The sequence below is a fragment of the Pseudomonas orientalis genome (assembly GCF_022807995.1).
GTDB lineage: Bacteria > Pseudomonadota > Gammaproteobacteria > Pseudomonadales > Pseudomonadaceae > Aquipseudomonas > Aquipseudomonas orientalis_B.
On record NZ_CP094351.1, the window covers coordinates 4,008,445 to 4,021,636 of the forward strand.

The 13,192-nt window shown below is 60.9% G+C and carries 14 protein-coding genes; all 14 read right to left on the bottom strand.

Annotation, left to right across the window (positions count from 1 at the left end):
• Positions 1–6: 6 nt before the first annotated feature.
• Positions 7–795 (bottom strand): protein phosphatase CheZ, encoded by a 789-nt coding sequence (locus MRY17_RS17750; RefSeq protein WP_124424470.1) that lies wholly within the window; start codon positions 793–795, stop codon positions 7–9.
• Positions 796–813: 18 nt separating this feature from the next.
• Positions 814–1,188: a chemotaxis response regulator CheY gene (locus MRY17_RS17755; protein ID WP_015885173.1), complete on the bottom strand. Its 375-nt coding sequence runs from the start codon at positions 1,186–1,188 to the stop codon at positions 814–816.
• 167 nt (positions 1,189–1,355) lie between these two features.
• Complete coding sequence (gene fliA / locus MRY17_RS17760) at positions 1,356–2,096, bottom strand: RNA polymerase sigma factor FliA (RefSeq protein WP_124359259.1); 741 nt, start codon at positions 2,094–2,096, stop codon at positions 1,356–1,358.
• Positions 2,093–2,926, bottom strand: coding sequence for a flagellar synthesis regulator FleN (gene fleN / locus MRY17_RS17765; RefSeq protein ID WP_003192912.1), 834 nt, complete (start codon positions 2,924–2,926; stop codon positions 2,093–2,095). The genes fliA and fleN overlap by 4 nt, the downstream gene beginning before the upstream one ends.
• Before the next feature lie 105 nt (positions 2,927–3,031).
• Positions 3,032–4,348 (bottom strand): flagellar biosynthesis protein FlhF, encoded by a 1,317-nt coding sequence (gene flhF, locus MRY17_RS17770; RefSeq protein ID WP_243352608.1) that lies wholly within the window; start codon positions 4,346–4,348, stop codon positions 3,032–3,034.
• Between the two features lie 12 nt (positions 4,349–4,360).
• Positions 4,361–6,475 (bottom strand): flagellar biosynthesis protein FlhA, encoded by a 2,115-nt coding sequence (gene flhA, locus MRY17_RS17775; RefSeq protein WP_191952262.1) that lies wholly within the window; start codon positions 6,473–6,475, stop codon positions 4,361–4,363.
• 1,336 nt (positions 6,476–7,811) lie between these two features.
• Positions 7,812–8,948: a flagellar biosynthesis protein FlhB gene (gene flhB / locus MRY17_RS17780; RefSeq protein ID WP_243352609.1), complete on the bottom strand. Its 1,137-nt coding sequence runs from the start codon at positions 8,946–8,948 to the stop codon at positions 7,812–7,814.
• A 3-nt stretch (positions 8,949–8,951) separates the two neighbouring features.
• Entirely contained in the window at positions 8,952–9,737 is a 786-nt protein-coding gene (fliR, locus tag MRY17_RS17785) for a flagellar biosynthetic protein FliR (RefSeq protein ID WP_181282797.1), read from the bottom strand.
• 4 nt (positions 9,738–9,741) lie between these two features.
• Positions 9,742–10,011: a flagellar biosynthesis protein FliQ gene (gene fliQ, locus MRY17_RS17790; protein ID WP_003192936.1), complete on the bottom strand. Its 270-nt coding sequence runs from the start codon at positions 10,009–10,011 to the stop codon at positions 9,742–9,744.
• Between the two features lie 4 nt (positions 10,012–10,015).
• Positions 10,016–10,759: a flagellar type III secretion system pore protein FliP gene (fliP, locus tag MRY17_RS17795; protein WP_003192937.1), complete on the bottom strand. Its 744-nt coding sequence runs from the start codon at positions 10,757–10,759 to the stop codon at positions 10,016–10,018.
• On the bottom strand, positions 10,759–11,193 hold the full coding sequence (gene fliO / locus MRY17_RS17800) for a flagellar biosynthetic protein FliO (protein WP_181282795.1): 435 nt from the start codon (positions 11,191–11,193) through the stop codon (positions 10,759–10,761). The genes fliP and fliO overlap by 1 nt, the downstream gene beginning before the upstream one ends.
• Position 11,194: 1 nt before the next feature.
• The gene (fliN, locus tag MRY17_RS17805) at positions 11,195–11,662 is read right to left on the bottom strand and encodes a flagellar motor switch protein FliN (protein WP_104504130.1); all 468 of its coding nucleotides are present in this window, start codon (positions 11,660–11,662) and stop codon (positions 11,195–11,197) included.
• Positions 11,663–11,696: 34 nt separating this feature from the next.
• Positions 11,697–12,665: a flagellar motor switch protein FliM gene (fliM, locus tag MRY17_RS17810; RefSeq protein ID WP_010166091.1), complete on the bottom strand. Its 969-nt coding sequence runs from the start codon at positions 12,663–12,665 to the stop codon at positions 11,697–11,699.
• A gap of 9 nt (positions 12,666–12,674) precedes the next feature.
• On the bottom strand, positions 12,675–13,175 hold the full coding sequence (gene fliL, locus MRY17_RS17815; protein ID WP_124387578.1) for a flagellar basal body-associated protein FliL: 501 nt from the start codon (positions 13,173–13,175) through the stop codon (positions 12,675–12,677).
• Positions 13,176–13,192 lie beyond the last annotated feature (17 nt).

Consider the following 13,192-nt stretch of genomic DNA (forward strand, 5'->3'; position numbering starts at 1 on the left):
TGCTCCTTAGAAGCCTAAACTGGACAGCAAATCGTCTACGTCATCTTGACCGGATACGACGTCTTCACGTTTATCGGCATGAATCTGCGGACCTTCACCCTTGGCGAGATGTTTTTGTGGATCTTTTTCCGAGAGGATCGCTTCGCGGTCATGTTCGATGCCGGCAAAACGGTCGACCTGGCCGGCCATGAGCACCAGTTTGAGCAGGTTGCTTTCCACTTCGGTGACCAGTTGGGTCACCCGCTTGATCACCTGGCCTGTAAGGTCCTGGTAATCCTGGGCCAGCAGAATATCGTTGAGGTTGCTGGCCACCGTGCGGTTTTCCTGTTCGCTGCGCGACAGAAAACCGTCGACGCGACGGGCCAGCTCACGGAATTCTTCAGCCCCCACTTCGCGGCGCATGAAGCGGCCCCAGTCCAGGCTCAGGGCCTGGGCTTCGCTGGCCATGCCGTTGACCAGCGGCGTGGCGTTTTCCACCAGGTCCATGGTGCGGTTGGCCGCCGCCTCGGTCAGCCTGACCACATAGGACAGGCGTTCAGTGGCATCGGTGATCTGCGAAATTTCTTCGGCCTGGGGCATGCGCGGGTCAATCTGGAAATTGACGATCGCACTGTGCAGCTCGCGTGTGAGCTTGCCCACTTCCTGATACAGGCCGCGGTCACGGGTCTGGTTAAGCTCATGGATCAACTGCACCGCGTCGGCGAACTGGCCTTTTTCCAGGCTGTCGACCAACTGGTGAGCATGCTTTTTCAGGGTCGACTCAAAGTCGCCCTGTGACGTTTCTTTATGCTCCATAGCTCCCCCGCGATGGCATTAGCCGTGGATGCGTTCGAAGATCTTTTCGATCTTCTCTTTCAAGGCCAATGCTGTGAATGGCTTGACCACGTAACCGTTGACCCCGGCCTGGGCGGCTTCGATGATCTGCTCACGCTTGGCTTCGGCGGTCACCATCAACACCGGCAGGCTGCGCAGTTTTTCATCGGCGCGCACATGGCGCAGCAAGTCGATACCGGTCATGCCAGGCATGTTCCAGTCGGTTACCAGAAAGTCGATGCTGCCGCTGTTGAGGATTGGAATCGCCGTGATGCCGTCATCCGCCTCGACCGTGTTAGTGAACCCAAGGTCACGCAACAGGTTTTTTATGATCCGCCGCATCGTTGAGAAGTCATCAACGATGAGGATTTTCATGTTCTTGTCCAATTCGACCTCCAAGCAGTCTTAAACGCGCCCAGCACCTGGACGCGCCACTTCAATCAACAGGCGTTACACAAAAAGGACTGCCCAGGGCACCACGGAGCGAATCCGCAAAGGCCGAAACCTTCGCGGTAGCGTCTGCAGTGTCCCCACACTGCCTGTCAGCGCGCGCGCCACTCTCCCAACCGCCCCCGCAAGCGGGCCGCGCACTGGCTATGCAACTGGCTGACACGCGATTCGCTGACCCCCAGGACCTCACCGATTTCCTTGAGGTTCAGCTCTTCGTCGTAGTACAGCGCCAACACCAGGCGCTCGCGCTCCGGCAAATTGGCAATGGCCTCCGCCAACGCGCCCTGGAAACGCTCATCTTCCAGATCGCGCGACGGCTCCATATGCGCGCTCGCGCCGTCCTCGTGCAGCCCTTCATGCTCGCCGTCCTGCAACAGGTCGTCGAAACTGAACAGGCGGCTGCCCAAGGTATCGTTCAAAATCCCGTAATAATCGTCGAGACTCAATTGGAGTTCGGCCGCAACTTCGTGATCTTTAGCGTCACGACCGGTTTTTGCTTCAATTGCGCGAATTGCGTCACTGACCATGCGCGTATTGCGGTGTACCGAACGCGGTGCCCAGTCACCTTTACGCACTTCGTCGAGCATCGCGCCACGGATACGGATACCCGCATACGTCTCGAAACTCGCCCCCTTGCTCGCGTCATATTTGGTCGACACTTCGAGCAGGCCGATCATGCCGGCCTGGATCAGGTCTTCCACCTGCACGCTGGCGGGCAGGCGCGCCAGCAAGTGGTAGGCGATACGCTTGACCAGCGGCGCGTAGCGCTCGATCAACTCGCCCTGGCTGTCACGTGCCGACTTTTTGTAAAGGTTGTAGCCGCTTGATGTCATAGCACAGGTCCCGCGCTCGTCTGATGCACCAGTCGCTCGACGAAAAACTCCAGATGCCCCCGAGGATTGGCGGGCAGCGGCCAGGTATCGACCTTCTGGGCAATGGCCTTGAACGCCAGTGCGCACTTCGAACGAGGGAACGCTTCGTAGACCGCACGCTGCTTTTGCACGGCCTTGCGCACACACTCGTCGTAAGGAACTGCACCGACGTATTGTAAAGCCACATCGAGGAAACGATCCGTGACCTTGGTCAACTTGGCGAACAGGTTGCGCCCTTCCTGCGGGCTCTGGGCCATATTGGCCAGCACGCGGAAGCGGTTCATGCCGTAGTCACGGTTAAGCAGTTTGATCAGCGCGTAGGCGTCGGTGATCGAGGTGGGTTCATCGCACACCACCAGCAGCACTTCTTGCGCTGCACGTACAAAGCTGACCACCGACTCACCGATCCCGGCGGCGGTGTCGATCACAAGCACGTCGAGGTTGTCGCCGATATCGCTGAAGGCCTGGATCAGGCCGGCATGCTGCGCCGGGCTCAGGTGCACCATGCTCTGGGTGCCCGAGGCGGCCGGCACGATGCGGATCCCCCCAGGGCCCTGCAGCAGCACATCGCGCAGCTCACAGCGGCCTTCGATCACATCGGCCAGCGTGTGTTTGGGTGTCAGCCCCAGCAGAACGTCCACGTTCGCCAGGCCCAGGTCAGCATCCAGCAGCATGACGCGACGGCCAAGCTCTGCCAGGGCCAGGGACAAATTCACTGACACGTTAGTTTTGCCGACGCCACCTTTGCCGCCGGTCACCGCGATCACCTGTACGGGATGCATGCTGCCCATTTTATTTCTTTACCTTGTCTTGCTTAGACGCAGGCTACATGGCTTGGCCGCGTGTATCGCTTGCAGGCCATCGATGTAGGTACATTTCACGGTGTTCATCCTGCCTCATCCCACCCGTTTTGCCGGGTTGTGATAAAGGTCGGCGAACATATCAGCCATCGCTTCCTCGCTAGGCTCGTCTTGCATTTGCACGCTGACAGCACGGCTGACCAACTGATGACGGCGCGGCAGATGCAAATCATCCGGGATCCGCGGCCCGTCGGTCAGGTAGGCGACCGGTAGTTCATGACTGATTGCCAGGCTCAACACTTCGCCCAGGCTGGCGGTTTCATCCAGTTTGGTCAGGATACAACCGGACAGGCCGCAGCGTTTATAGCTGTGGTGGGCAGCGGTAAGAACCTGTTTCTGGCTGGTGGTTGCAAGCACCAGGTAATTCTTTGACTTGATGCCACGCCCGGCCAGGCTTTCGAGCTGCATGCGCAGGGCCGGGTCGCTGGCTTGCAGGCCGGCGGTATCGATCAGCACCACACGCTTGCGCAGCAGCGGGTCGAGGGCGTTGGCCAGGGATTGACCCGGGTCGACATGGGTCACCGGCACATTGAGGATGCGGCCCAGGGTCTTGAGCTGCTCCTGGGCACCGATGCGGTAGCTGTCCATGCTCACCAGCGCGATGTTCTGCGCGCCGTACTTGAGCACATAACGCGCCGCCAGCTTGGCCAGGGTGGTGGTCTTGCCCATGCCGGCAGGGCCGACCATGGCGATCACACCGCCCTCTTCCAGGGGTTCGATTTCCGGCGTGGCGATCATGCGCGCCAGGTGCGCCAACAGCATGCGCCAGGCCTGGCGCGGCTCCTCGACTTCGGCCGTCAACGCCAGCAGGTCACGGGACAACGGGCCGGACAGACCGATGCGTTGCAGGCGACGCCACAGATTGGCTTGCTGCGGCTTGCTGCCTTGCAGTTGGGTCCAGGCCAGAGAACCGAGCTGCACTTCGAGCAATTCGCGCAGGCCATTGAGTTCAAAGCGCATCGAATCGAACACGCGCTGATCGACCGCAGCGGCCGGGGCTGGCGCGGCAGGACGTGGCGGTTCGACAAAAGTGGGTTCCACCAGCGGCTCGGCGGCAGTCAGCGGCAGGCCGGCGAACAACTGGCGATTGGTGGTGGCGTCGCTGTCGCCGCGCATGCTCAGTTCGGCCTGGGCCGAGACAATGCGCGAAGCGGTCTTGCGCAGCTCGTCTTCGAGTTCCATGTTCGGCACGCGCGGGGCCAGGGCCTGGGGCGTGTAATCCAGGGCAGCCGTCAGCTCGACACCGCCGGCAATACGACGGTTACCGATAATCGCGGCATCGGCGCCCAGCTCATCGCGGACCAACTTCATGGCCTGACGCATATCGGCGGCGAAAAAACGCTTCACTTGCATAACCCACTACCCTCAGCCGTTGGGCCCTACTGTCGCGACGATAGTCACTTGCTTATTGTCAGGAATTTCCTGGTAAGCCAACACGTGCAAATTCGGTACTGCCAGGCGTCCAAAGCGCGACAACATTGCGCGAACCGGACCGGCCACCAGCAGAATCACCGGCTGGCCCTGCATTTCCTGACGCTGCGCAGCTTCGATCAACGAACGTTGCAGCTTCTCGGCCATGCTCGGCTCCAGCAAAACCCCTTCTTCCTGGCCTTGCCCTGCCTTCTGAATACTATTGAGCAATATCTGTTCCAACCTTGGCTCCAAGGTGATAACAGGCAGCTCAGACTCAACGCCTACAATGCTTTGCACGATTGCGCGGGACAAACCGACGCGCACCGCGGCCACCAGCGCGGCAGTATCTTGACTCTTGGCGGCGTTGTTGGCGATGGCCTCGGCAATGCTGCGAATGTCCCGCACCGGCACTTGTTCGGCGAGCAAAGCCTGCAGCACCTTGAGCAACTGCGACAGTGACAGCACGCCCGGCACCAGCTCTTCGGCCAGCTTTGGCGAGGCCTTGGCCAGCAAGCCCATCAATTGCTGGACTTCCTCGTGGCCGATCAGCTCGTGGGAGTGCTTGTAGAGAATCTGGTTGAGGTGGGTGGCGACTACGGTGCTGGCATCCACTACGGTGTAACCCAGCGACTGCGCCTGGCTGCGCTGGCTGACTTCGATCCACACCGCTTCCAGACCGAAAGCCGGATCTTTGGCGGTAATGCCGTTGAGCGTGCCGAACACCTGCCCTGGGTTGATCGCAAGTTCGCGGTCCGGGTAGATCTCGGCTTCGGCCAGGATCACGCCCATCAAGGTCAGGCGGTAGGCGCTGGGGGCCAGGTCGAGGTTGTCGCGGATGTGCACGGTAGGCATCAAAAAGCCCAGGTCCTGGGACAGCTTTTTGCGCACGCCCTTGATCCGCGCCAGCAATTGGCCGCCCTGATTGCGGTCCACCAGCGGAATCAGGCGGTAGCCGACTTCCAGGCCGATCATGTCGATCGGGGTCACGTCGTCCCAACCCAGCTCCTTGGTTTCCTGGGCGCGGGCCGGGGATGGCAGCAGTTCCTGCTGGCGTGCGATTTCCTGCTGGGCCTGGACCTTGACCGCATTCTGCTTTTTCCAGAACAGGTAGGCCGCGCCGCCGGCCATGGCCGCCATGCTCAGGAACGAAACGTGGGGCATGCCCGGCACGATGCCCATGACGGCCATGATGCCGGCGGCCACGGCCAGCGCCTTGGGCGAGGCGAACATCTGGCGGCTGATCTGCTTGCCCATGTCTTCGGAGCCCGAGGCACGGGTCACCATGATCGCTGCGGCTGTGGATAACAACAGTGATGGCAATTGCGCCACTAAACCGTCACCGATGGTCAGCAAGGCGTACACCTTGCCCGCATCGCCAAAGGTCATGCCGTGCTGGAACATACCCACGGCCACGCCGCCGATCAGGTTGATGAACAGGATCAACAGGCCGGCGATGGCGTCACCGCGCACGAATTTGCTGGCGCCGTCCATGGAGCCGTAGAACTCGGCCTCCTGGGCGACTTCCGCCCGGCGGGCCTTGGCCTGGCCTTGGTCGATCAGGCCAGCGTTGAGGTCGGCGTCGATAGCCATCTGCTTGCCGGGCATCGCATCCAGGGTAAACCGCGCGCTCACCTCGGAAATCCGCCCGGCGCCCTTGGTCACCACCACGAAGTTGATGATCATCAGAATCGCGAACACCACGATACCGACCACGTAGTTGCCGCCGATCACCACTTCACCGAAGGCCTGGATCACCTTACCGGCGGCGGCGTGACCGTCCTGGCCATGGAGCATTACCACACGGGTGGACGCCACGTTCAGCGCCAGGCGCAGCAGGGTCGCCACCAGCAGGATGGTGGGGAATACCGCGAAATCCAACGGCCGCAGGGCGTACACGCACACCAGCAGGACCACGACGGACAAAGCAATGTTGAAGGTAAAGAACACGTCCAGCAGGAACGGCGGCATCGGCAACATCATCATTGCCAGCATCACCAGCAGCAACAACGGCACACCCAGATTGCCCCGCGACAGGTCTGTCAGGGTGCCACGGGCCGTGCTGAGCATTTGAGAGCGATCTACCACCGGTATTCCTCGTGTCCTTGAAGCAAAGTTTTGACGCCGGGAGGCGTCCTGGAAGCGGTATTGCAAGAAGCCTTCCAACTTTGGTTTCGGGCTCTGACAACCTGCCAAGCGCCCCAGGCCATCGGGCCTGAATCCATTCAAATGAGGGAGGGGGGCTTTGCCCCCGATAGCGGGGTATCAGCTATGGATTTGTTGACTGACACACTGCAATCGGGGGCAAGCCCCCTCCCACATTTGATTTTTGTGTGCAGCCAGGTATACCAAGGAAATTTCCGACAAGGATTTGGGGTTGCCCCTGGGAAACCCGCTCTCTAGTCTCCGTACACCGCTGCAAACGCAGCGGACGGGCGCAGGGCTGACGAGCACCGCAAGCAGCGGGTGACACGGTCCACCTGTGGGAGGGGGCTTGCTCCCGATGGCGGTGTATCAGGCAATAAATTCATTGAGTGGGCCACTGCTATCGGGGGCAAGCCCCCTCCCACATTTGGTCTGTGTTCTGTCTGGGAATGCTTGGGTGAGCGTTAATCAGGCCGCACATTCTCAGCATTCAGGCCTTTTTGAGATCCGACTCATCCTGGCTGCACGGCTCGACGGGCAACGCATAGATCCCCTCGGGTCGATGGACCATTTGAAACTCCATGCGCTTACCAAACCAAAGCGCGGTGCAGCACCAGTCTTCCCAATTGATAAACACGTCCTCTTCCCAGCAGTCGGGTTTGATCAACCAATCGCCTCTGGTCCAGACGTAGTATCTGACAGTCCCCGTCGCCACCTTCAATACCGACCTCCCTGCATCTCGTTTACTACATGCGCGCAGTCCCCTGGTGGGTAAATGAAACCGTGGCATACCCACGCTTGGCTACTGTCAAAGTTGACAGGTAGACGCACGTCGACGATGGGTGGTACGCACACGATGTAGCGGATCATGCATTCGGGGGCTTTTTGCGCTTGCGCAAGGTTCGCGGGTTGGGAGGCGCTTGCGGGGATTCAACGCTTTTGATGGCTGTCGACTCAACGGAAACCTCATTGCCATCGCGGTCCGGAGCCTTGAAGCCAATGCCTTTGACCGCGTCACACCACCTGACCGTGCCCCTGTCCATCGCCGCCTCCCGAGCCGCGCGTGGCTGCGCGGCTCATCGCTGTATCAAACAGTGAAGGCCGCGCAATGGCTACTGTCAAAGTTGACAGGCGGACCGCACACCTCTGTAGGAGCGAGCTTGCTCGCGAAGGTGGGTAACGATAACGCGGGGAGTCAGGGCGAACGCGGCGACGGTGAGTTTTTCGCGAGCAAGCTCGCTCCTACAGTGAGCCGCAGCCTTCAGGAATCGCGACGCAAATCCGGCGGGATCGGCAGGTCCTTGAGCGGATCAGGCCGCTTGCCCTTGCCCGCCCGGTATTGGCGGATCTGGTAGACGTAGGCCAGCACCTGAGCCACCGCCAGGTACAACCCGGCAGGAATTTCCTGGTCCAGATCCGTGGAATAGAAAATCGAGCGCGCCAACGCCGGCGATTCCAGCAGCAGAATGTCGTTGGCCACGGCGATTTCGCGAATTTTCAGCGCGGTGAAGTCGCTGCCCTTGGCCAGCAGCATCGGTGCGCCACCCTTGTCCGGGTCGTACTTGAGGGCCACGGCGTAGTGGGTCGGGTTGGTGATGATCACATCGGCATCGGGTACCGAGGCCATCATCTTGCGTTGGGACATCTCGCGCTGCAGTTGGCGGATGCGTTGCTTGACCTCCGGGCGCCCTTCCTGGTCCTTGTGTTCGTCGCGCACTTCCTGCTTGGTCATCAGCAGTTTCTTGTGGCTTTCCCACAACTGGATCGGCGCGTCCACCGCCGCGATGATGATCAACCCGGCGGACATCCACAACGCGCTCCACCCCACCACTTGCAGGCTATGGATGATCGCCGACTCCAGCGGTTCATGGGCGATGCGCAGCAGGTCGTCGATGTCGGCCGACAATACCGCCAACGCCACGAACAGGATCAGAATGAATTTGGCCAGGGCCTTGAGCAGCTCCACCAGGGCCTTGGTGGAAAACATGCGCTTGAGCCCGGCACCCGGGTTCATGCGGCTGAACTTGGGCGCCATGCTGCCGGCGGCGAACAGCCAGCCGCCGAGGGCGACCGGGCCGATCAGCGCGGCCAGCAGCAAAGTAATCAGGATCGGCTGCACCGCCAGCAGCGCGATCTTGCCTGAATGCAGCAGGTACAGGCCCATGGAGTCGGGATTGAGCAACACCTCCCGGGGCAGAGTGAAGTTGTGCTTCATCAACTCCAGCAAGTCCAGCGCCAAACCACCGCCATAGATCAGCAAGGCGCCGGCGCCGGCCATCATGGTCGCAACGGTATTGAGTTCTTTGGAGCGTGCAATCTCGCCCTTTTCCCTGGAGTCCTTTTTACGTTTCTCCGTGGGGTCTTCTGTCTTGTCCTGACCACTCTCGCTCTCGGCCATGGCTCAGCGCGCCCGTGCCAGGTCACGTAAGAACTGCAGGGCTTCGGTCGCCAGCGGTTGATACTGATTGAGAATGTCAGCCAGGCCGACCCAGAAAATCCCCATGCCCATCACCAGCGTCAAAGGGAAGCCAATCGAAAAAATGTTCAGCTGTGGCGCTGCACGGGTCATCACGCCAAACGCGATGTTGACCACCAACAGCGCGGTGATCGCCGGCAGCACCAGCAGCAACGACGCGCCCAGCACCCAGCCGAGGCGCCCCACCAGTTCCCAGAAATGGTTGACCACCAGCCCCGAACCCACCGGCAAGGTGGTGAAGCTTTCGGTCATCACCTCGAATGCCACCAGATGGCCGTTCATGGCCAGGAACAGCAAGGTCACCAACATGGTCAGAAATTGCCCGATCACCGCCGCCGACACACCGTTGGTGGGGTCGACCATCGACGCGAAACCCATGCCCATCTGGATCGAGATGATTTGCCCGGCCACCACAAACGCCTGGAAGAACAGGCTCAGGGAAAAGCCCAGCATGGCGCCGATCAGGATCTGTTCGGCAATCAGCAGCAAGGCACTGAGGTCAAGGGCGTTGACCGGCGGCATCGGCGGCAGCCCAGGTACGATCACGACAGTGATGGCCACCGCGAAATACAGCCGCACACGCCGTGGTACCAGGGTGGTGCCGAACACCGGCATGGCCATCAACATGGCCGTGACGCGAAACAGCGGCAGGATGAACGAGGCCACCCAGGTGCTGATCTGGGTGTCGGTCAAGGCCAACAAGGATTGCATCGGCTCAGCCGATCAACTGCGGAATACTGCCGTACAGCTGCAGGATGTATTCCATGAAGGTTTGCACCAGCCAAGGGCCGGCGACAATCAGGGTCACCAACATCACCAGCAGGCGCGGCAGGAAGCTCAGGGTCTGTTCGTTGATCTGGGTGGCGGCCTGGAACATCGCCACCAGCAGCCCGACGAGCAGGCTCGGCACCACCAGCACGGCGACCATCAGGGTGGTCAGCCACAGCGCTTCACGGAACAGGTCAACGGCGACTTCAGGCGTCATAGCGCTATACCCCCCCGAAACTGCCGGCCAGGGTGCCGATAATCAGCGCCCAGCCGTCCACCAGCACAAACAGCATGATCTTGAACGGCAGCGAGATGATCAGCGGCGACAGCATCATCATCCCCATCGCCATCAGCACGCTCGCCACCACCAGGTCGATGATCAGGAACGGGATGAAGATCATGAAGCCGATCTGGAACGCGGTCTTCAATTCCGAGGTGACGAAGGCCGGCACCAGAATCGTCAGCGGAGCCTGGTCCGGGGTGGCGATGTCGGTGCGCTTGGACAGGCGCATGAACAGCTCGAGGTCGCTGGAGCGGGTCTGCGACAGCATGAAGTCCTTGATCGGGCCCTGGGCCTTGTCGATCGCGTCCTGGGCCGTGAGCTTTTCCGCCAGATAAGGTTGCAGGGCTTGCTGGTTCACCTTGTCGAATACCGGCGCCATGATGAACAGCGTCAAAAACAGCGCCATGCCGGTGAGGATCTGGTTCGACGGCGTCTGCTGCAGGCCCAGGGCCTGGCGCAGGATCGAGAATACGATGATGATCCGCGTAAAGCTGGTCATCAGCATGACGAACGCCGGGATAAAACTCAGCGCGGTCATGATCAGCAGGATCTGCAGGCTGACCGAGTACTCCTGCGCACCGGCCGCATTGGTGCCCAGGGTAATCGCCGGGATCGACAACGGGTCGGCGCCCAGTGCCATCGGCGCGGCCAGCAACAGCATGAGCGTCAATAAAACGCGCATTACTTCTTATCCTTCTGATCCTTGCCCAGCAATTCCATCAGGCGCTGGGCGAATTCTGGCGGGGCGGCCTCGGTCCTGGCCGCGTCCACCGGGGTCTTGAGTACATGCAACGGGGTAATGCGGCCGGGGGTGATGCCGAGCAGGATCTGCTCCTCGCCCACCTGCACCAGCACCAGCCGGTCCCGCGGGCCGAGGGCACGCGAGCCGACCAGCTCGATCACCTGGGCATTGCCCGGGCCGATACGCTGCACGCGGCGCATCAGCCAGGCCAGCACAAAGATCAAGCCGATCACCAGCAACAGGCCGAGCAGCAATTGCGTCAATTGCCCGCCGACGCTGCCGACCGCAGGGGCCGCCGCCGCTTGCGCGACCGGCTCGGCCGCCAGCGCGCTCAACGGCAGCGCCAGCCACAGTCCCGCCATCGAGTACTTCATTTCAGCGCAACTTCTTGATGCGTTCGCTCGGGCTGATCACGTCGGTCAGGCGGATGCCGAACTTTTCGTTGACCACCACCACCTCGCCATGGGCGATCAGCGTGCCGTTGACCAGCACGTCCAGCGGCTCGCCGGCCAGGCGGTCCAGCTCGATCACCGAACCCTGGTTGAGCTGCAGCAGGTTGCGGATGTTGATCTCGGTGCTGCCGACCTCCATGGAAATCGACACCGGAATATCCAGGATCACATCCAGGTTCGGGCCATCGAGGCTCACCGGGTCGTTGTTTTTCGGCACGCCGCCGAATTCTTCCATCTGCAGGCGCTTGCCTGCCGGCGCAGAGGCGGCGTCGGCGGCCAGCAGCGCGTCGATGTCGTCCTGGCCGACATCGCCGGTTTCTTCCAGGGCCGCAGCCCACTCGTCAGCCAGGGCCTGGTCTTCGGCGGAAGTGTTTTCGTGTTCGGTAGCCATTACATGTCCTCGGCGTAGCAAAAATGAATGTTGATCAGCGGCGGTTGATCGGTTCGATCACTTGCAACGCCAGGTTGCCTTTGTGAGAGCCGAGCTTGACCTTGAACGACGGCACGCCGTTGGCGCGCATGATCAGTTCTTCCGGCAATTCCACGGGGATCACGTCCCCCGGCTGCATGTGCAGAATGTCACGCAAGCGCAGTTGGCGACGGGCCACGGTGGCGCTCAGGGGCACATCGACGTCGAGCAGGTCTTCGCGCAGGGCCTTGACCCAGCGTTCGTCCTGGTCGTCGAGATCGGACTGGAAACCGGCGTCGAGCATTTCGCGCACCGGCTCGATCATCGAGTACGGCATAGTCACGTGCAGGTCGCCGCCGCCGCCATCGAGCTCGATGTGGAACGTGGACACCACAATGGCTTCGCTGGGCCCGACGATGTTGGCCATGGCCGGGTTCACTTCCGAGTTGATGTACTCGAAATTGACTTCCATGATCGCCTGCCAGGCTTCCTTCAGATCGATAAAGGCCTGCTCCAGCACCATGCGCACCACGCGCAGTTCGGTGGGGGTGAATTCACGGCCCTCGATCTTGGCGTGACGACCGTCGCCACCGAAGAAGTTGTCCACCAGTTTGAACACCAGCTTGGCATCCAGAATGAACAGCGCGGTGCCGCGCAACGGCTTGATCTTGACCAGATTAAGGCTGGTGGGTACGTACAGCGAGTGTACGTATTCACCGAACTTCATCACCTGCACACCGCCCACCGCCACGTCCGCCGAGCGGCGCAGCATGTTGAACATGCTGATGCGGGTGTAACGGGCGAAACGTTCGTTGATCATTTCAAGGGTCGGCATGCGTCCACGGACGATGCGATCCTGGCTGGTCAGGTCATAACTTTTGACGCTGCCGGGCTCGGCAGCCATTTCGGTCTGTACCAGACCATCGTCGACGCCATGCAACAGCGCGTCGATTTCATCCTGGGACAGCAGGTCTTGCACGGCCATGTCGTGATCCTACTGCAATACGAAGTTAGTGAAGAGCGCCTGCTCGACCACGACTTTGCCGAGCTCTTTCTGGGCCACTTCCTGCACGCTGGCAGTGACCTTCTGGCGCAGCATTTCCTGGCCCACCGGCGTGGCCAGACTGTCGAAGCTCTGGCCCGAGAACAGCATCACCAGGTTGTTGCGGATCACCGGCATGTGCACCTTGAGCGCGTCCAGGTCCGCCTGGTTGCGCGCCAGCAAGGTGATGCTCACCTGCAAGTAGCGTTGGCGACCGTTCTGGTTGTAGTTGGCGACAAAGGCCGGCAGCATCGGTTCGAAGATTGCCGGTTGCTTGACGTTAGTGGCGGTTTCGGCGGCGGGTGCCGGTTTGCTTGCACTGCTGTGCATGATGTACCAGGTGCCGCCAACCGAGGCGCCGATGGCCAGGAGCAGGCCCAGCACAATCAGCAGGATCAGCTTGAGCTTGCCTTTGCCTGCGGGGGGAGTTGCTGCGTCGTCGCTCTTCGCCATGCCAATAATCCGTCACT